The following is a 21,753-nucleotide window of genomic DNA, read 5'->3' as shown; positions in this document are numbered from 1 at the left end:
GTTCTCTGTTACAAATATACTACTTCAAAACTGTTTTATAACAGATTTATGATGAATGTCATTATGCTTATCTACTGTTACCTATAAAAATCACAAAACTGTGCCTGTCACCGGAATAATTTTATCCCGAACTTTGAGTAAGACTTTAGACCTAAATAAAAATTTAGTTCTTTATATACAATTTAATCTTGTTGATAAAAGCTTTGCTGATGTTTTTGGCAGAGCTTTTTTATATTCTTTGTTTTGTTGGAAATCGCAAAGTCTCAAGTTCTTTTTAAAATGCTTACTGTTTTAAGACGCAAGGATTTTATCTGCGATAATTTAATAAGACTAATAATGATTCTGAATGAGACTAATCATTAAGACATCATCTTGCTGAAAATCTTTGATTTTCTTGCGTCCTTAAAAACACCACAATTTTAATCTTCTTTGCGCCTTTGCGCTCATCCAACAAAAAAAATCTATTATCTTTTCTAAATTAAGTTTTGGTATGGTGTGATGTTGGAAACGCAAAGGCGCAAGTTTTTAATGTTTACTGTTTTTTAAGGCGCAAGGATTTTATCTGCGATAAAATTTAATAAAGCTGATAATGATTCTGAATGAGACTAATTATTAAGACATCATCTTGCTGAAAATCTTTGATTTTCTTGCGTCCTTAAAAACACCACAATTTTAATCTTCTTTGCGCCTTTGCGCTCATCCAACAAAAAAAATCTATTATCTTTTCTAAATTAAGTTTTGGTATGGTGTGATGTTGGAAACGCAAAGGCGCAAGTTTTTAATGTTTACTGTTTTTTAAGGCGCAAGGATTTTATCTGCGATAAAATTTAATAAAGCTGATAATGATTCTGAATGAGACTAATTATTAAGACATCATCTTGCTGAAAATCTTTGATTTTCTTGCGTCCTTAAAAACACCACAATTTTAATCTTCTTTGCGCCTTTGCGCTCATCCAACAAAAAATATTATCTTTTCTAAATTAAGTTTTGGTATGGTGTGATGTTGGAAACGCAAAGACGCAAGTTTTTAATGTTTACTGTTTTTTAAGGCGCAAGGATTTTATCTCCGATAAAATTTAAAAACAAAAGCCCTACTGAGATTCAGCAGAGCTTTTATTGAATATAATTGAGTTGTGTTTATTATTTGCTTGTTAAAATTTCATTCTTTGGATTCTCACCGCATTTAAAATAGCCAGCAATGCTACTCCTACATCGGCAAACACAGCTTCCCACATGGTTGCCAATCCACCGGCTCCCAGGATGAGAACAACAGCTTTTACAGCAAAGGCAAGGACAATATTCTGCCAAACGATCTTTTTAGTTTGTTTTCCGATATTGATGGCCATCGGGATCTTACTTGGTTTATCATCCTGAATTACTACATCTGCAGTTTCAATGGTGGCATCACTTCCCAAACCTCCCATTGCAATTCCAACATCGCTTAAAGCCACTACAGGCGCATCATTCACTCCGTCTCCTACGAAAGCTACCGTCTGGTTTCTGGCTTTGATTTCTTTAACCTTGTTTACTTTGTCTTCAGGTAACAGGTCCCCGAATGCATTGTCGATACCCAGTTGATCTGCTACATATTTCACAACGGTACTTTTATCACCGCTCAGCATTGTTGCCTTCATATTCATTTTATGAAGCTTGTCTACGGTTTCCATAGCATCTTCTTTGATGCTGTCTGCAATAGTGATATAGCCTGCAAACTTTTTATCATAAGCCACCGCAATTACCGTATATACAATATTGGAGTGGTTAAGATCATAAGGGATGTTGAACTTATCCATCAACTTAAAGTTCCCAACCAGAAGTTCTTTTCCGTTAATAGTCGCTTTCAATCCGTGACCAGCTATCTCTTCTACATTTTCCAAAGGAATGCTGTGATTGATTTCTCCAACATAATTGTGTATCGCAGTTGCCACCGGATGGGTACTTTTACTTTCGAGAACATTAACCAGCTGAAGGATTTCTTCTTTGTTAAATTCAGGGCTTATGCTTACTTCCTGAACTTTGAATACGCCTTCTGTCATGGTCCCGGTTTTGTCCATTACTACATTCTGAATCTCTGCAATACTGTCCAGAAAATTACTTCCTTTGAACAGAATTCCGTTTCTACTTGCTGCCCCAATTCCTCCGAAATACCCTAACGGAATTGAGATAACAAGGGCACAAGGACAGGAAATCACAAGGAATATCAATGCTCTGTACAGCCAGTCTCTGAACTGATAATCGCTCACGAAGAAATAGGGCAGTAAACAGATCCCTATGGCAAGAAATACCACGATGGGCGTGTATACTTTCGCAAATTTTCTGATGAACAATTCTGTCGGTGCTTTTTGGGCTGTGGCATTCTGAACTAATTCCAGGATTTTGCTCAGTTTACTGTCTTCATAAGCTGTATTTACTTTTACCAGAGCAATACTGTTCATATTGATCATTCCGGCAAGAACGGCTTCGCCTTTATTTTTGGTATCAGGTTTACTTTCTCCCGTTAAAGCTGCTGTGTTGAATGAAGCCGAATCTGAAAGCAATTCCCCATCCAGCGCCAGTTTTTCACCGGGTTTCAGCTGTATGACATCTCCAATTTTAGCTTCTTTAGCCTTCATAGTCTTGGGCTGATTATTTTCCATAACCGTTACCTCATCAGGACGCTGATCCAATAATGCTTTTATATTTCCTTTGGCTCTGGTAACCGCCATAGACTGGAATACTTCTCCTACCGCATAAAACAGCATTACCGCTACTCCTTCAGGATATTCTCCGATGGCAAAAGCACCAATGGTTGCAATGCTCATCAGAAAGAATTCTGAAAACACATCTCCCTTAATGATACTTTTATAAGCATCTTTCAATACCGGAAATCCTACAGGAATATAGGCTGCCAGGAACCATACTAACCGTACCCAGCCTGTAAACCATGCAGGTTTTATATAGTTATCAAAGGCAATTCCCAATAATAAGATGATAAAGGATATAATGGCCGGCAGAAACATCTGAAAGACCGTCTGATCTCCGGAGTCATGAGAGTGATCATGTCCGTCATGGTCATGTCCGTCTCCTTCTGCATGGTTATGTTTGTGTCCTTTTGTATCTGGTTTTTCCGGGGTTGTACTACAGCATTTTTCCATAACTGAATATTTTTATACAAATGTAAAGATGAGACTGATGCAATGCTATTGCAAACTTTCAAGACAGTTTTCGCAGATTCCTTTGGCAAAGAGTCTTATTTCGTCAATCCTGAAATTGGTCTGGATATTTTCAGGGAAAGAAATATCTTCTTTGCAGGTGGTTTGCTTGCAAATCTTACAGTAGAAATGCAGATGCCAGTCTTTATGTGTTTTTTCATCACAATCATCTTCGCACAGTTTGTATTTTGTGGTTGTATTTTCCTGAATGCTGTGAACAATTCCTTTTTCTTCAAAGGTTTTCAAGGTTCTGTAGATGGTGATTCTGTCAGCATTTTCAAAATGATTTTCTATTTCAGAAAGGGATAAAGCCGCTTCCTGAGAACTTAAGAAATCATATACCAAAATCCTCATACTGGTAGGTTTGGTATTTTTATCAATGAGTTTGTGTTCTATATCTTTTTTCATTGTACGCATTTAATGGTTACAGATGAACTTCATTTTCTTCATAGCCTTCTTCTTCAATCTGAAAAGTGGTATGACTGATTTTAAAATTAGCCATCGTTGTATCTGTCAATGTTTTTAATAATTGATTCCGGGAATACCCGTTTTCTTTTACAACGTGTGCGCTCATCGCATTGACACTGGATGTTAGCGACCAGACATGCAGATCATGGATACCTTTCACTCCGGGAGTGCTCTCCAATGATTGGCGAAGTGCATGAATATCCACATCTTTAGGGGTTCCTTCCAGCAAAACATTAATGGCTTCTTTCAACAGTCTCCATGTTCTTGGGAAGATCAGCAGTCCGATTGCTGCTGATATCAACGGGTCGGCGTAGTACCAGCCTGTGGTCAGCATAATTACTCCGGCTATCATTACTCCTACTGAAGTAAGCATATCTGAAAGAACTTCAAAGTACGCACCTTTCATATTGAGACTGCCTTCTGAATCTTTTCTTAAAATCATCATTCCGATAATATTAACGATCAATCCGATTCCGGCTACAATCAGCATGGATTTACTTTGAACTTCCGGCGGGTTCTGAAAACGCTGATAGGCTTCAAACAAAACATAGATTGAAATTCCTAGTAAAACCACAGCATTCACTACTGCTGCCAGTATTTCTGTTCTATAATAACCGTATGTTCTGGATGGATCTGCTTTTCTTTCTCCTATTTTAATGGCAATAAATGCCAGCAATAATCCTACCACGTCGGTCAGCATATGGGCTGCATCCGCTAATAGTGCAAGACTATTGGTAATGATTCCTCCTATTACCTCAGCGATAAGATAGGTTCCGCTAAGGCAGAGAACAATCAGGAGGTTCTTTTTATGTCTGCTTCCTGCAGAAACGGTTTGTGTTGGTGTACTTTCCATATTGTGTATGGTTTAATTACATTTCATAATAAGATGTATTTTCTTTTTTTGGGGGAACATTCTGCTCACCAATCATCTGTCTGATATTGATTTCTATAGTCTGTGCCAGAGAGGTCATTGGAGTATCAACAGGACCATTTTCAAACGGATCCTGCATAATGATGGATGTTTTTTCAATAGCAATGAATGTCACCGGAACCAGGAAAGTGATTGCAATTTCTACCAACAGCTGTGAATCATCAAGCCCAAACGGAAGAATGGCTGCAAAAACATAGATCAGAATATGAACCAAAACACTGTAAGACCGTGGAAAAACGGTATTCTTCAGTCTTTCGCATTTTCCCATACTGTCGCAGAGTCTTGTGATGATATCATTCAGCTGCATTTGCTGGAAATCCGTCAATCCTTTGGATGCTGCCATTTCTTTCAGCTGTCTTGAATGTTCATCCAGAATAGCATTGGGAATATTGACAGCGTTGATCTGATGTTTATCCAGATACTGCTGAACTTTTTCAGAAAACGGAAGCTTTCTCAGAGATTCTCCAAGGGCATAGGTCCAGATGATCTGTCTTTCGGCAAAACCTTTTATTGCTTTATCATCTCCTGCAGGCATAAACTGAATGATCAGTCTCACAAAAGTCCGGGAATCATTTACGATAGCACCCCATACTGTTCTGGCCTCCCACCATCTTTCATAAGATTGGGAGGTACGGAATGCCAGCAGCAGAGATACGGCTGTTCCCAGCAATGCAGGGATATTTAAGGGCAGTGATATTTTGCGAAACCACGGCAATTCGTCCAGAAGACCAATAGCTATGGCAAATATTCCGATGAACAGAATTTGGGTTTTTATTTCACGGATGAAATACCAGACTGATATTTTTTTGTTTAGTAACATAATCAGGTCATTTATTAAAAATTCGGTGAGATACTCTTTACTTTTTTTCTGCCGTTTCTATTCAATAAAAATTCCGTAAACAGCTCTAATTTAAGGATTAAAATCGACATTTTACTGGTTCCGGCTGCTTTCATTAATGTTCGTGTTCTCCGGAATTCACCAGTTTTGCATTCACGAAAAAGGCTCCTTTCACTACTATTTTTGCATTGTCAGGAATATTTCCTACCGGAGTTATCGCAGTATAGCCCATATCCGACGTTCCTTTCACCACTTCTATTTTCTCAAAGTTTAAGGTTTTCGGATGAGGTTTCCCTTTTTCTTCATGTTCTTCTTCCACCTTTTTATCAGTCTGAATAAACACGTAATATTTCCCGTCTGCTTCTACAATGGCTTCTGTAGGCACTGCAGGAGTTGTACTTTTATCAAGACTTACAATTCCGGTGATATTCATTCCATCAATCAGACCGGATTTGTTTCCAATTACTTCGCAATGCATAGAGATGGTTTTACTTTCGTTTTCAAAAGAAGATCCTATGCTGTAAATTCTTGCATCATATTCGGTTTCCGGATTGTTCGTCAGTTTAAAATGAACAATCTGCCCTACCCTCATTTTAGGAAGATCTTTTTCAAATACCTGAAGATCGAGATGAATAGAACCGTTATCGATCACTGTAGCAACGGGAGAAGAGATATCCACATAACTTCCGATCTGTGCTGTAATACTGCTGATTGTTCCACTGATTGGTGCTGTAATCACCAAACCGGATTTCATGTTTCCATTGCTTACTTTTCCAGGGCTTATTCCCATCATCTGAAGCTGTTTCAAAAGAGATGCTCTTTTTGTTCTTAAGGTTTTAAGCTCAGCATCAGCACTCTGAAGATTTTTCTTTGCGCCTGCATCATTATCAAAAAGCTCTCTCTGTCTTCTGTATTCCTGTTCTGCATAGGTAATTCGGCTATTGGTAGTCAGATAATCTTCCTGAAGCTGGATATATTCCGGATTGGCAATGGTGGCAATGACCTGCCCTTTTTTCACAATACTTCCTACCTGAATATTGATGGTTTTGATGATTCCTCCATACAGGGAAGTGATGGTTGCTTTATTACTATTGGGAACGCTCAGTAAACCGTTAGCTTTTATCGTGGATGTCAGCTCTTTCATTTCTACAGTTCCCAAAGCAATGCCTACAGATTTCATCTGATCCTCTGTAAGAGAAGCTATGGTTTGAGGTTCCTCGTCATGGCCTTTTTCCGATTGTTCGGTTTTAATATCTGCCTTTTCCGTTGCCTTTTCCTGTTTTCCGCAGCTTATGATGGAAAGAGCCGTGACTGTAAGATATATGATATTGTGTTTTAGTTTCATGTTATTTATTGATGATTGAATTAATAGTAACTACAGATTGGTTCACCTGCTGGATGGATTCCAGATATTTCAACTGGATATTTGTGGCAGTCTGCAGGGCAAAAAGATATTCCACATAGGAAATTTCTCCTGTTTTATATCCCAGTTGAGCTGCTTTTACAATTTTTTCAGCATTAGGAAGTGCCTGACCTGTATAGTAATCGTATTGTTGTAAATCCTGCTGATACTGGCTAAAGGCATTTTCCAACTGAGCAGAAAGCTGTTTCTGCTGCATTCTAGCATTGGTTTCGGCGACCTGTTTTTCATATTCCAATGCCTGAATTCTTGCCTTCGTCGCTCCAAATGTTAATGGAATCGCTACTCCTACTGTTGCCGACTGAAAGCGTTTTCCTGAATTATAAAAATTCTCCAGCCCGTTGATGGTATGAAGACCTATCAAAGACTGGTTGGTATATCCTAAACTGAAATCCGGCAGTCCGAGGGATTTTTCAACTTTTTTATTTTTTTCGGCGATCTCCATTTCCTGGTAAAAAGCTTTTACCGTAGGATTGTTGGCAACCACAGCACTGTCGAGGACATTTTCTGCTTTTAAAGGAGCATAATCTTTGTTAAACGGAACTTCAATATCTTCCGAAGTGTTCATCAGAGTCTTTAAATTCCTGTAAGCGTTATTCAGATAAACTTCATTTTGTCTGAGCAGCAGATCAATTTCTCCTTTCTGGGTTTCTGCAGTACTGATTTCTATTTTCTTGATATCACCTGCTTTAAATCTCACGGTTGCAATTCTGATAAACTCTTCATAATATTGATCAAGACTGGTCAGCTGAGCCTTGTTATACTGAAGGTATTCAATCTGGTAATAGTAAGTACGCACCTGTTTTATCAGCTCATTGGCTGTAATCTCTTTATCAATCTGCTTGCTTTTAATATTCTCATTGATTAAATCTTTTCTTGCTTTAAAAAGTGTCGGAAAAGGAATGCTCTGTGAGATCGCAAACGATTGGTCAAACTTTGGGCTGTTGTACTGACCAAGCTGAGCTTCAAAACTTAATTTCGGGAGTTCTTTTGCAGTTGCCCTTAATACTTCAGCGGATTTAATGCTTAAGTCTTTTGACTGCAGCGTTAAATTATTGTTCACTGCCTGTTCTACCGCCTGTTCTATGGAAATTGGTCTGGACTGTGCGTTAAAAGTCTGTCCCACCATTATGAATCCTACTGCCAAAACGGCAGTAATCATTCCCGTATTATTATTCTTTCTTTTCAAAATCTTTGTGTTAAAAATAATGTACAGCATCGGTAAAACGAATAATGTAAGGAATGTTGCCGTTACCAGACCCCCAATTACTACTGTCGCCAAAGGTTTCTGTACTTCAGCTCCGGCTCCGGTGGAAATAGCCATTGGCAAAAATCCTAGTGAAGCTACGGTAGCCGTCATCAGTACCGGTCTCAATCTGGTTTTCGTTCCTTCAAAGACTCTTTTCAGAATATCCGTTTCGCCTTCTTTTTCTAATTGATTGAATGTTCCTATCAAAACAATTCCGTTCAATACCGCTACTCCAAAAAGAGCAATAAACCCGATTCCGGCACTGATACTGAAAGGCATATCTCTTACCAGAAGGGCAAATACACCACCGATCGCACTCATAGGAATAGCTGTAAAGATCAATGCAGCCTGCTTGAATGAGCGGAAAGTAAAATACAGCAGCATAAAAATCAGAAGCAATGATACCGGAACAGCGATCATCAGACGTTGGCTTGCTTCCTGCAGATTTTCAAACTGACCTCCGTAGGTAAAGTAGTAACCAGAAGGCAGTTTCACCTTCTCCAGTTTTGCCTGAATATCTTTCACCACACTTTCCACATCACGATCTTTTACATTGAACCCGATCACAATTCTCCGTTTTCCCTGTTCACGGCTGATCTGTGCCGGCCCCAGCTTATAACTTATATTAGCCACCTGTGACAATGGAATCTGAGCTCCGCTGGCGGATGTTATCATCAGGTTATTCACATCTGAAATATCTGTTCTGTGAAGACTGTCCAGACGGACTACCAGATCAAAACGTCTTTCATTTTCAAAAACCTGTCCTGCAGCTTTTCCTGCAAAGGCTGTGCTTACTGCATTATTGACATCTTCGATATTCAATCCATAATTGGCTATTCTTGTTCTGTCATACTGTACATTGATCTGCGGAAGACCGCTCACTCTTTCAATCTGAGGAGCTGTAGCCCCATCAACAGTCTGAATGACTTTCCCAACTTTATCTGCATATATGGCAAGAGAATCAAGGTTTTCCCCGAAGATCTTTACGGCAACATCCTGTCTGATCCCGGTCATCAGCTCATTGAAACGCATCTGGATAGGTTGATTTTTCTCAAAGAATACTCCGGGAATCGTTTCCAGTTTTTCACTGATCTCATCGGCCAGTTCATTATAAGATTTTTTGGTTTTCCATTCGCTTTGTGGCTTTAATACCACGATCATATCAGTTGCTTCAGGTGGCATCGGGTCTGTAGGAACCTCAGCAGAACCGGTTTTTCCGACTACCATTTTCACTTCATCAAACTGTTTGATAATCCTTGATGCCTGCATGGAGGTTTCTATACTCTGGCTCAAAGAACTTCCCTGCGGTAAAATACAGTGGAATGCAAAGTCTCCCTCCTGCAGCTGCGGGATAAATTCCCCACCCATATTTTTAAAGATAAAAGCAGAGATAAGGAACACTACAGCTGTTGCAGAAACAATGATATACTTTACTTTGATTGCTTTCTGCAATAATGGCTGATAGATCTTCTGCAGACGGTTCATCATTTTATCAGAGAAAGTTTCTTTGTGGGATACTTTCTTAGATAAAAACAAAGCGCTCATCATAGGAATGTAGGTCAGTGACAGAATCAATGCTCCCAGAATGGCAAATCCTACTGTTTTGGCCATTGGGGTAAACATTTTTCCTTCTACACCTGCCAGGGTAAGAATCGGAATGTATACGATAAGAATGATGATTTCTCCGAAGGCCGCACTGCTTCTGATCTTTGAGGCAGAAAGGAATACTTCTTCATCCATTTCAGACTGTGTCAAAGCACGGGTAGATTTCCTTACGCCTAAATGATGCAGGGTTGCTTCTACAATAATCACGGCACCATCTACAATCAACCCGAAGTCTATGGCTCCAAGGCTCATCAGATTGGCGCTTACCCCGAAAACATTCATCATTCCTAAAGCAAATAACAAAGAAAGCGGAATGGCCGAAGCCACGATAAGCCCGGCTCTCAGGTTTCCAAGAAAAATGACAAGAACGAAAATAACGATCAGTGCTCCTTCGATGAGGTTTTTCTGTACGGTATTGATGGCTCTGTCTACAAGGTCTGTTCTGTCCAGAAATGGTTCTATAATAACATCATCAGGAAGAGATTTCTGAATGGTCGGAATTTTTGCTTTGATGTTGCTGACCACTTCATTACTATTCGCCCCTTTCAGCATCATGACTACTCCACCCACAGCATCTACCTTTCCATCATAAGTCAAGGCTCCGTAGCGAACGGCACTTCCTAAACGAACATCAGCAACATCTTTTATAAAAATCGGAACGCTTCCTGTTTCATTTTTAACCGCAATGTTTTTAATGTCTTCCAAAGAGGTAACCAGACCAATTCCACGGATGAAATAGGCGTTGGGTTTTTTATCAATATAAGCTCCTCCTGTATTCTGATTGTTTTTTTCAAGTGCTGTAAAAATTTCGGTGATGCTGGTTCCCATTGCTTTCAAACGATTGGGATCAATAGCGACTTCATACTGTTTTAATTCACCTCCGAAACTATTGATCTCCGCAACTCCGGGTGTTCCGTTCAGCTGTCTGCGAACGATCCAGTCCTGCATGTTACGGAGCTCTTTGGCATTGTATTTCTTTTCGCTTCCTTTTTTAGGGTGAAGAATATACTGGTATACTTCTCCAAGTCCTGTACTCACGGGAGCCAGCTCGGGAGTTCCTACTCCTTTCGGAATTTCTTCCACTGCGTTTTTAAGCTGTTCATTAATGAGCTGTCTCGCAAAGTAAACATCTACATTTTCTTTGAACACTACTGTAATCACAGAAAGCCCAAATCTTGAAATACTTCTTGTCTCCTGAATATCGGGAACATTGGCAATACTCTGCTCAATGGGAAAGGTCACCAGCTGTTCCACTTCCTGCCCAGCCAGCGTAGGACATACGGTAATGATCTGTACCTGGTTATTGGTGATATCCGGTACAGCATCTATCGGTAATCTGGTGGCACTCCATGTTCCCCAGATGATCAGCACCAGGGTCATCAATCCAATGATCACCTTGTTTTTGATACTGAATTTTATAATTTTATCTAACACGATTTGTATTTAATTTTTATTGAAAAGTGAATGCATACAGCATTAGAATACTGCAGCAAAAATATCCTGAAAACCTCTGCAATGGTATTGCAAAGTTTCAAGCACGAATAAGTATTAGAAAGCATAACTTTCTAAAAAATCAATAAAAATTAAATTTTAGGAGGCTGCCAGATAGGGTCGTAAACCTGGTAAGCAAAGTCGTTTTTGTGGAATAAAATCTTCTTTGAAAAATAAGCAGGAATCTGCTCGGGAATTTCCAATAAAGGATCCATTTTAAATGCTGAAACTGTTATCTGGCAACAGCTGCAGGCACACAGCGGAGAACAGATATCTCCTTTTTCTGTAGAATGAACGCCATGAATGCTTAATGAGATCTTATTCTCTAACGAATTCTGTGGATGAGACACATCAGCACATGGCATCAATGATAGCGCCATGAAATAAATTGCCAGTATCCATCTTAAGAAGTTCATGAGTACAAAGGTACAGATTTTTTCTAAAGTTGAAACCTTTCTCTATATAACTGACTCATTAAAAATATAGTTTTAAATCCAGTTTGTTTGATAGAATGAATGTTTAGCTTAAAAAAGCCTATATTCTTAAAAAGAAGTATAAACGATAGAGGATTTTATTTTTGTATTCAAATTGTAATTCAGACAGATACAGAAAATGCAACACACTAATCTCAAAAAAAAAAACTATAAAACGCTTATATTTTTGCAGATCATTAGTCTGTTTCAGAAACTTTTAGAAAGGTATTCGTAATTACGAAAAGGTACTTTGAATCCATATAAAATATAAATAGTTTTGGGATAGAAAACGCAAAATGAAAATAAAAAGTAAGTTATCCAAATATTTAAGAAAACTAAAATTACTCCGTTTCGCTGACCAAATCAGGTTTTATTATACCTGGTTAAAAATGTATAAAAAAAACAAGAAATTCAGGTCAATTCATCCAAATACTAAGCTCCCTAAAGATTATCCAATGTATGAATCTTTCTTATTAGATTATGACAGCTATTATAATGGAGGGAAAGTAACAGCAGAATGGATTATAGGTTTGATTAGAAATCACAAAGAGATTAAACATAAAAAAATTTTAGATTGGGGATGTGGTCCGGGGAGAGTAATTAGACATATGCCCACTCTTTTGGAAGAGACTAACCAATTTTTTGCAACAGATTATAATGAAGAGTCAATAGATTGGTGTTCAAAAAATATAGATCATATTGATTTTAAAACAAATCACCTATCTCCACCATTACACTATGAAAATGATTTTTTTGATATAATTTATGGGATTTCAATTTTTACTCATTTATCTGAAAAAATGCATACTGAGTGGATTAATGAACTTAGAAGAGTTTTAAAAAAAGACGGGATCTTAATTGTAAGTCTGCAGGGAAACAATTTTAAGTCAAAGCTTACGCCCTCTGAGTTAAAAGAATTTACTAATGGAAAACTTGTTGTACGGGGCAATACGAAAGAAGGACATAGGATGTATTCTGCTTTCCATCCGGAAACATTTGTAAAATACTTATTTAAAGATTTCACTGTACTTAACCATATTGTTTATTCTGATGATCTAGCTAACAGTAATATATCTCAAGATGTGTGGGTAATAAAAAAATAATCTACAATATGATTTGTATTTACTGTTTAATCATTCACATGGAGATACAAATAGAAATACATTGTCTGATTCGGAATGAGGACCTATTAGAAAGATCGATCTTTCATAGCATTATAAAATAATAGTAATGGCAGGGGTTCTGTTTTTTGATTTTTAGATATTCAATAGAAAAAATATTTATTTAAACATAAACATATAATAAAAAAACACGATATGAAAACTCAATTATTTTCGATGGCATTCTTAGTGTCATCATTTACATTTGCACAAAGTTGGAGTACAACAGGAAATTCAGGAACTAACCCATCCAATAATTTTATTGGAACTACGGATAATCAACCTCTGATTTTTAAAACGAACAATACAAAAGTGATGAACATTCTTCCCAATGGTGTAGTAAAAATAGGAATTAATGATCCGGGAGGAAGTGATGAAGCGTATTTCAGAATCTATAAGGAAGACAATCCGGCTTTTGAGATCGCTAATTCTTTGGGATCATTCCAGATCGGAAAATCAGGATGTAATGGCTGCTGGGGTGGGCAAATCGGAGATACAGTTCTAAGAAATAAAGGTACAAGCCACAATATCATAATCGCCCAACCTAATGATGGTAATGACGGTTCCACTTATTTTGGTATTCAGGATGCTTATAACGGAACATGGGTCAAGTTTTTCAACAATGCTATTGCCAGATTTGACGGTAAGATTAAGGCTAAAGAAGTTGAAGTAAAAACCAATGTATGGGCAGATTATGTCTTTAAAAAAGAATATCAGCTGAAATCTTTAGAGGATGTTGAAAAACATATTATTGAAAAAGGGCATTTGCCAAACATTCCCACTGCTCAGGAAGTACTGGAAAACGGAATTAACATTGCTGAGATGAATTCTAAGCTGCTTGAGAAGATTGAAGAATTAACATTATACTCTATTGAACAAAATAAGCAATTAAAGTTTCAAGCAGAGGAAATTAAGATGTTAAAAAAACAGTCCGAAGAACTTCAAGAACTAAAAATTCAGGTTCAGCAACTCTTATCAACACAAAAATAACCACAAATGAAAAGAAAATTACTCTCACTATCATCCCTGATGATAGGATTCTTCGGCTTTTCCCAAACCGAAGTGTATTTCAAATACGATGAGGCCGGAAACCAGAGATACAGGGGAATCGACGCTGCTGCTAAACAAGCCGAAGGAACGGTTTCAAAAGAATCAAAGGTAGCAGCTGTTACCAGACAAGCTCCTGTTATTGATGAAAAAACATTCCTGAAACAAATACGTCTGTACCCGGTTCCTGTTAATGACTATCTTACCATAGACTGGACAGAAGAAGTGGATGGGCTTATAGAATCCGTTTCATTGTATCAGCACAGTACAATTCACTGGAAATTCCAGCAACAGAATATCCCGGACTTAAACCGTCAGGTTAAAATCAATATGACAGGTTATGACTGGGGAGTGTATGTTTTGCGCTTTACGCTAAAAGATGGCAGAATTTTCAGTAAAAACATCACCAAACGATAAATAACCATGAAACTTTACGATAAGAAAATACAATTATTTTCATCATTTATACTGTCATTATGGTCAGTAATGGGCTTTTCACAAACCATACTGTATCAGGTAGAGAGTACTTCGAGAACGGTTCAGGATCCACAAACAGTGGTGCTGGCACCAGGATTTCGTGCGTCTTCCAGTTCATCGAATCCTTTTGTGGCAAAGATTGGTCCAGGTACAGAGAATCCTGGCGGCGGACCAACTGATTCAAATGCAGGAGCTAATAATCCCTATGGAACGACAACCCCGGATGGAAAGAGTTTTCATGATACCAAAGGAAATATTGAAGTCAATGGAGCTGGGCAATTACAGTTTACTTTACCCGTTGCTTTACCCCCGGGAGTTAAAAGTGTAGCACCTCAGGTTAATTTAGTGTATACCAGCGGTTCTTCTAATGGAATAGCAGGATATGGCTGGAACATTTCAGGTGTTACCTCTATCTCCAGAGTTGGTAAAAATATTGAGAAGGATGGAGAAATAAAAGGAATACAATTGGATTATTCCGATTATTATAGTTTTAATGGTCAGCGATTGATTTTAAAATCAGGAGAATATGGTAAGGATGGTGCAGAATATGTGACGGAAAAATACTCTAACGTAAAAATTAAATCTGTTGGAAATAGTTTAAACATTTCAGGACCCAACTATTGGGAAGTGACTTTTGAAAATGGATCTCAAGCTAAATATGAAAAAACATTTTCATCAGGATTTATGGGAGATACAACCCCAGCATTGGAGTATAACATTACAAAATGGAAAGATCCTCAAGGGAACTTCATCACATACAGCTATGAATATACACCACTTGGCTCCGCGGGCATAAATGGTGGAGTGTCCAGAATATCCACCATAACATGGGGAGGAAATGAAACATTAAACAAACCTCATTATAACAGCATTGAATTTACTTATATAGACAGAGATTTGATCGAACAGTCATATGTACAGGGATTAAGATATACTCAAAATAAACTTTTGTCCGAAATTAAGGTAAATTACAATGGCAGTCAATTTAAAAAATATGGAATTGATTACATTAAAAATGGAACAAATTATCAATCAGTTGATAAGATAACTGAGTATAATACGGATAACAAAGCTGCTAATCCGGTCGCTTTTACTTATCCAGCTCCTACTCAGCCTGTTTTAGAGTTTTCAGATAATAATGTAGATAGCTTTGAAAACGTAAAGCTGACAGGTGATTTTAACGGTGATGGATATTTGGATTTCTCATTAAGCAATGGAGTGGTGAAGCTTGGAGGACTTAACAATACCTTTACTGATATTTCTACAGGTAAAACCTTTAATTCAGAAGCTAAAGTTGTTAATACCTTGTTAGATGAAGAAGGTCAGGTTTATAATGGAAACGGGATCGTTCAATATGAAGGAGGTAAAGTAGTAGGTTATATATTCAGAAGCAATGCTTTTGTAAAAATATTTGAAAAGGCCATATATGATGAATCACAATGTACACAAAGTACAACTGATCCTTATCCTGCAGGCTGTCGAATGTTGTCCCCTATATTTAACGAAGGTGATCTTAATGGAGATGGTATTTCAGATATATTTTTAACATTAAAGCAAGAACTTTGCCGATGGATTCCGGATCCTAACTGTAGCGATAAAAGTGCTGATGGTACTGTTAACCGTCCTCCCCCATGTACAATACTTGATTGTACTACCTATACAGTGGGAAATTTTATTATTGACTTAAAGAATGTAAATAATCCTGTCTCTACCTATACTGTTGATTCCGGAATCAATGAAAATTCCTATTATAAACAACAATATTTAGATATAGATGGGAATAAGAAGGTAGATATTATTGACGTCTCTAATACTGCCTATACTGTATTTGAGTTTATAAAAACAGCTCCTAATCAGTATCTGAAGAAAATTAGATTCACAGGTAATTTAGCAGAAACAAAAGCACCTGAATTTCCTGTTTTGTTTGGAGACTTTAACGGTGATGGAAACCTTGACTTTACGATCCCTACAACAGATAACAAAGAAAAAGATAACTGGAGGTTTTATATGGGTACTGGAAAAGAATTTTCCAATATCCTAAAAACTGATTTCTTGAAATATAGGAAACCTGATGACTATCAGAACAGTAATTATCCTACGTTTAATATTTACAGGAATTTTTACACTACTTCAGATATTAATAGGGACGGAAAATCAGATATTGTACACATCAACTCTTTTAATAAAGCGGGTGTAGTAAATTCGAGCGGATTAATACTTAAAAGATATTATGGCTATACTATTGCTGCTTATACTGCTAATGGAGCTATGGCAAATGAAAGTCCTGATTTTTATACCAGTTATAATTATGGAGGATATAATTATGTTACCAGTTCCAGTGAATTTGCTTTATTCTCTCCCATCACCTCACAGGTAAAAGTCAACAACAACTATTATGATGTACTATTATTCTGGAAAGAAAGGATGCATAAACTTAAATCTCCTTCGCCTGTTGGAAGATTAGCCCAAATACAATCTATTACGCAAGGAGACATCGTTACATCAGCAGACTATCAGGAGGTGATTCCAAATGATCCAGCTCTTCCTAATTTTTATCAAAAAGTAAAAAAAGAATATTACCCTTATTTTTCATTAAGCAGAGCAGATCAGTCCTATGCAGTATCACAACTTAGGCAAGAAGGCAGAAAGCAGGATTTCCGATACAGAGGAATGACAGGACATCTACAGGGCAAAGGCATGATGGGATATCATCAGTATGCCCGCAGCTCATGGTACGCTGATGGATTTGAAAACACTAAAATCTGGTCAGGAGTAGAGATTGATCCTGTTTTTGATGGTGCCCCTGTAAAAGAATGGAGCATCAGAACTACCAATGAAAACAACATTTTCCCAACAGATATTTCTGAGAACAACGCTCAGCTATTGAGCTTTAAATCCACCCTATATGATACTTATAAATTATTAGACGGACAGGTGGTAAGTACACCCGTTTCTGATACTGATAAACCAAAGGTTGTTACAGTTACTGTCCCAAAAAGTACTAAAACAAAAGATTTCCTTACTGGAACAATTATAAACAGTTCTATTATTTATGGAGATTACTATCTTCCGAAACAGACAGTGAGCAATGTAAACAATGGTTATGCTGTGACCACTTCTGATTTTGACTATATACATAACATATCAGGAATAGGTTCTGATTATTTTGTAGGACGTCCAAAAAACAAAACAGAAAAGTCACAGGCATATGGTGATACAAAATTTTCCAAAGAAGAATACACGTATGAAAACAATTTGTTAAAAACCTTAAAATCCTGGAATCGGGACAATACAGGATATTTACTTGAAACATATGATTATGATGGTTTCGGAAATATTACCCAGAAGATAACCAGTAATAGTGTGGACTCCCAAACCCAAACAAACGGAACTTTGTATGATCCTAAGGGAAGATTTGTTGTAAAGAAAACGGATAATTTAGGCTTAGAAACCAATATTGAATATAATGATTGGGGGCAGATAAAAAAACAAACTGATGCTTTAGGAAATACGCTTGTTAACACCTATGATGCTTGGGGGAAATTATTGACCTCTAAAACCAATCTTGGAGGTACAACCACCTATCAGTATAACAGAGATAACAATTCTAATATCACTGTTACACAGTATCATCCAGATGGAGATATTTCAAAAAAATACACCAATAAGCTAGGACAGGAATATAAAGTTTCTACCAAAGCATTTGGGCAGGGACAATATGTTTCACAGGAAACTCAATATGATATACTGGGCAGAAAGATCAAAGAGTCCGAGCCTTACTTTGACGGGCAAACTGCCAGCTTGTGGAATATAATTAGTTATGATGATACAGTTTTTCCTGCTAAACTAACTACTACATCATTGGCATCATTAGATACATCAGGAAATATAACTTCATTTTCAGGTAAAAAAACAGAAACATCTGTTACGGGATTAACCACAACTCTAACAGAAGTTAATAATTATAATAAAGTCACATCTAAAACATCTGATGCTTTAGGAAATATAGTTTCTACCACAGACAAAGGAGGAACTATACAGTTCTCTTACAATGCCGCCGGAGAACAAATTAAAGCACAATATGCTGAAAACATTGTAACTACCCAATATGATGTCTGGGGAAGAAAATCAGAATTTATTGATCCATCAAACGGATTGTATAAATATGAATATGACGGATTTGGACACCCCAAAAAGACCATAAGCCCAAAAGGAACGAAGGAATACACTTATAACGCTATGGGGCAAATGATTTCTCAAAAAGAGTTATCTACAGCCGATGGCGGGCAGGCAACCAATAAATTGATTTCTTATTCGTATGATAATAAGGGAAGAGTCATTTCAAGAACCGGAACATCTAAAGGGAAAGTTTACAGCTCTAATGTGGTATACGATCCGCAGGGAAGGCTCTTATCTTCGTCTGAAAGCAGCAACGATAGATACTTTATTCAGAAAGGAATTACTTATGACGACAAAGGAAGGGTGATTTCTTATGAAAAGCAATTATACTCTTCCGGGGTTCTTACTAAAGTTCAAATCGAAAATGTATATAGTACATGGGACGGAGAACTTTATCAGGTAAAAAACAAAGTAACTGGTAAAAGTCTGTGGGAGCTGCAAGGAACCAATGCCAAAGGTCAGGTATTATCAGCAAAGCTTGGTGCATCGAATATTATTAATTTATATGATGATTCCACAGGGTTTTTAAAAGAAATTAAACACCTGTCCCCTTCGCAGCAAAGTATTTTAAACATTCAATACACTTTCAATGCTGTAAAAAATGAATTAAATCTTAGAAAAACATTGGGAGATTTTAACATTATTGAAACATTTAATTATGATGATAATAATAGATTAATTAGCTGGACAAACCCTAAAACAGGACAGCTTTCACAAAATACTTATGACGCTAAAGGTAGAATCATGGAGAATGACCAGGTGGGAATCATCAAATATGAGAACCCTGCAAAGATTTACCAACCAACAGGAATGACCTTAAATGCTGCAGGGACTCAGAATTACAATAATGATCTGATTCAGAGTATCGCCTACAACGAAAATAATGACCCTGTGTTCATTGATGGAATGAAAGGTGATGCAGCCTTCCAGTATGGTTTAACTTCAATGAGACAGAGAGTCACTTATGGAGGTAATTTCAGTGCCGATAGTGATGGTAAGTTCACTAAATTTTACAGTGAAGACGGAAGCTATGAAGTAATAAAAGATAATACAACCGGAAAGGAAAAGCATATTCTTTATATTGGTGGAACACCATATGAATCAAATATTGTATATTTAAAGAACTTCGCGGAGAGCAGTGGTTCTTATAAATTTTTGCATAAAGATTATATCGGAAGTATTTTAGCCATCAGTGATGAAGCAGGAAACAAACTGGAACAGAGACATTTTGATGCATGGGGTAATTTTACCCATCTTCAAATAGCAACCGGAGCAATCATTACAGACAAAAATGTCATCCTGAGCTTGTCGAAGGATCTCATTATAGACAGAGGCTATACCAGCCATGAACATTTTGCAGAGATAGGAATTATCCACATGAATGGCAGATTGTATGACCCACTATTAAGAAGATTCCTGAACGCGGATGAAAATATCCAGGATCCTTACAATACCCAAAACTATAACAAGTATGGGTATGTATTGAATAATCCTCTGATGTTTAATGATCCTAGTGGAGAGTTTGCCTGGGTAGCCGGATTTTTCTTAACGTATGTTGCTCCGGTAATTTGGGGAGCAGTAGTAGGAACACTGATCAGTGCAGGGATGTATGCAATACAGTCACTGGTCATGAACAGCTGGTCATGGAATGGTTTTGCAAATGCACTCTTAATGGGTGCAGTCACAGGAGGCGTCTCCGGTGGATTGGGACAAGTCTTCAGTGCCAGTGGTTTCTGGGGATGTGTGGGAAGCAGTGCTTTTGTAGGAGCAGGAACAGGAGGAGTAACAGCCTTGCTTAACGGACAGAATTTCCTTGAAGGAGTGCTTAAAGGTGCGGTAATTGGTGGTGCTGTAGCAGCTGTGAGCTATAGTATTAGTAATTTATTCACTGCATCAGAAGTAGGAAGGAATTATGCTGATGCAAATGGGAATACTGCAGCAGCATCAAATGATGTTCGAGGAGACAAATTAAACTGGTTTAATAAGGAAAAAGACGGGTATTTATATAAAGCTGCAGAACTTGATACGAGCGTACCAGAAAGAGGAATTAGAATATACACACACGGTGCTCCTAATCTTATTATTGGCCCTGATCATATCCCTATTACAACACCCGAACAATTTGATAAAATTTTAATGCAACGAAGTGAAGTATGGAGAAACTTTAGAGAACATGGAGGTAGCATTAGAGTAGAATTAATGTCATGTCAAACAGGTAGATGGAGTAATGGCATTGCGAGTAAGTTTTCCAAAGCCTTCAGAAATGCCGAGTTTATTGCTCCTTCCACTAAATTTTTTGCTGGAGAAATGGCTAACGGAAGTATCTATACTGACATTGCTGGAAGATTCAAATTTTTCAATCCGGGAAGATGGAACCATTTCGTAGATGGACAAAATATAACAGGATTATTAGATAAATATAAATATATACCGAACAATATACTATGGAATCAAAAAACAAAAGCTCCAGTTTGCATTGGTGGTGGTTGTCAATAACTTTATTTATTACTTTTAACTGTAAAAAAGGTAATAATGAAAAAGACTATTCAATGCCAAAAACGATCGACACACCAATAGTTTATGAAAGAAATATCATTTCTGATACAGTTCTTAGTAATAAAGATTTAGAAGAGTTTAAGAGAGAGGTAGTAAATAAAGGGGATAATTATTCATTTAGTAGGCTTACTATTCATTATACAGAAAACGCAAATTATAAAGAGTTACATAAATATTCTCTTATAATGGCTAATAAATACAATAAAGGAGATGGATATCGACAAGCTTTTGAAGATATTGTCGCTATGAATAATAATAATTCATATAGAGATATTTCGGATTTTTCAAAGATTAATGCAAAAGCTAAATCTGAAGCTTTAAAATATCTGGAAAAAGGCATTTTATTAAATGATGTAAACTCTGCATCAATACTTGAAGAAATCTACAGGAATGGGATTGGTGTTACTAAAGACATAAAAAAAGCAGAAGAAATAAAGAAAAAGATAGACAAAATGTAGTACGCTTGCACGCCATAACACAATAAAGTCTTTAAAATAGAAAGAGGCCGTCTCATAAATCTTGAAAACGGCCTTTTTTATGAAATTTTCCTGTATCACAATACGAGAAGGGGTTTCGTTTAAGCGAGTCTCAACCCACATCATCTAGTTGTGATACACCTTCACTGGAGCTGAAAAAATATTCAGTGCGGTGGTTTCTGGGGAACAGTT

12 protein-coding genes are annotated in these 21,753 nt (G+C 37.2%); 5 read left to right on the top strand and 7 right to left on the bottom strand.

Annotation, left to right across the window (positions count from 1 at the left end; genetic code table 11):
* Nucleotides 1-1,151: 1,151 nt before the first annotated feature.
* From AC59HC_RS04475 to AC59HC_RS04445, 7 genes are all read right to left on the bottom strand, one after another.
* Nucleotides 1,152-3,134 (bottom strand): heavy metal translocating P-type ATPase, encoded by a 1,983-nt coding sequence (locus tag AC59HC_RS04475; protein ID WP_496558070.1) that lies wholly within the window; start codon nt 3,132-3,134, stop codon nt 1,152-1,154.
* A gap of 45 nt (nt 3,135-3,179) precedes the next feature.
* Entirely contained in the window at nt 3,180-3,599 is a 420-nt protein-coding gene (locus tag AC59HC_RS04470) for a Fur family transcriptional regulator (RefSeq protein WP_034691375.1), read from the bottom strand.
* 16 nt (nt 3,600-3,615) lie between these two features.
* On the bottom strand, nt 3,616-4,512 hold the full coding sequence (locus AC59HC_RS04465; protein ID WP_496558069.1) for a cation diffusion facilitator family transporter: 897 nt from the start codon (nt 4,510-4,512) through the stop codon (nt 3,616-3,618).
* 16 nt (nt 4,513-4,528) lie between these two features.
* A complete protein-coding gene (locus AC59HC_RS04460) occupies nt 4,529-5,410 on the bottom strand; it encodes a bestrophin family protein (protein ID WP_411414243.1) in 882 nt (293 codons plus the stop codon).
* A 133-nt stretch (nt 5,411-5,543) separates the two neighbouring features.
* A complete protein-coding gene (locus tag AC59HC_RS04455) occupies nt 5,544-6,773 on the bottom strand; it encodes an efflux RND transporter periplasmic adaptor subunit (RefSeq protein ID WP_496558068.1) in 1,230 nt (409 codons plus the stop codon).
* A gap of 1 nt (nt 6,774) precedes the next feature.
* Nucleotides 6,775-11,136 (bottom strand): CusA/CzcA family heavy metal efflux RND transporter, encoded by a 4,362-nt coding sequence (locus AC59HC_RS04450; RefSeq protein ID WP_496558067.1) that lies wholly within the window; start codon nt 11,134-11,136, stop codon nt 6,775-6,777.
* A gap of 149 nt (nt 11,137-11,285) precedes the next feature.
* A complete protein-coding gene (locus AC59HC_RS04445; RefSeq protein ID WP_496558066.1) occupies nt 11,286-11,609 on the bottom strand; it encodes a DUF6660 family protein in 324 nt (107 codons plus the stop codon).
* A gap of 353 nt (nt 11,610-11,962) precedes the next feature.
* On the opposite strand from AC59HC_RS04445, the gene AC59HC_RS04440 reads away from it, so the two are divergent.
* From AC59HC_RS04440 to AC59HC_RS04420, 5 genes are all read left to right on the top strand, one after another.
* Nucleotides 11,963-12,769: a class I SAM-dependent methyltransferase gene (locus AC59HC_RS04440; RefSeq protein WP_496558065.1), complete on the top strand. Its 807-nt coding sequence runs from the start codon at nt 11,963-11,965 to the stop codon at nt 12,767-12,769.
* 213 nt (nt 12,770-12,982) lie between these two features.
* A complete protein-coding gene (locus AC59HC_RS04435; RefSeq protein WP_496558064.1) occupies nt 12,983-13,816 on the top strand; it encodes a cell wall anchor protein in 834 nt (277 codons plus the stop codon).
* 6 nt (nt 13,817-13,822) lie between these two features.
* Nucleotides 13,823-14,290, top strand: a complete 468-nt coding sequence (locus tag AC59HC_RS04430; RefSeq protein ID WP_496558063.1) for a T9SS type A sorting domain-containing protein — start codon at nt 13,823-13,825, stop codon at nt 14,288-14,290.
* A 6-nt stretch (nt 14,291-14,296) separates the two neighbouring features.
* Complete coding sequence (locus AC59HC_RS04425; RefSeq protein WP_496558062.1) at nt 14,297-21,025, top strand: RHS repeat domain-containing protein; 6,729 nt, start codon at nt 14,297-14,299, stop codon at nt 21,023-21,025.
* Nucleotides 20,974-21,543, top strand: a complete 570-nt coding sequence (locus tag AC59HC_RS04420; RefSeq protein WP_496558061.1) for a hypothetical protein — start codon at nt 20,974-20,976, stop codon at nt 21,541-21,543. The genes AC59HC_RS04425 and AC59HC_RS04420 overlap by 52 nt, the downstream gene beginning before the upstream one ends.
* The last annotated feature ends 210 nt before the right edge of the window (nt 21,544-21,753 follow it).

It is taken from the genome of Chryseobacterium sp. DZ-32 (assembly GCF_059587025.1).
This window is presented reverse-complemented; position numbering and strand designations above follow the sequence as displayed.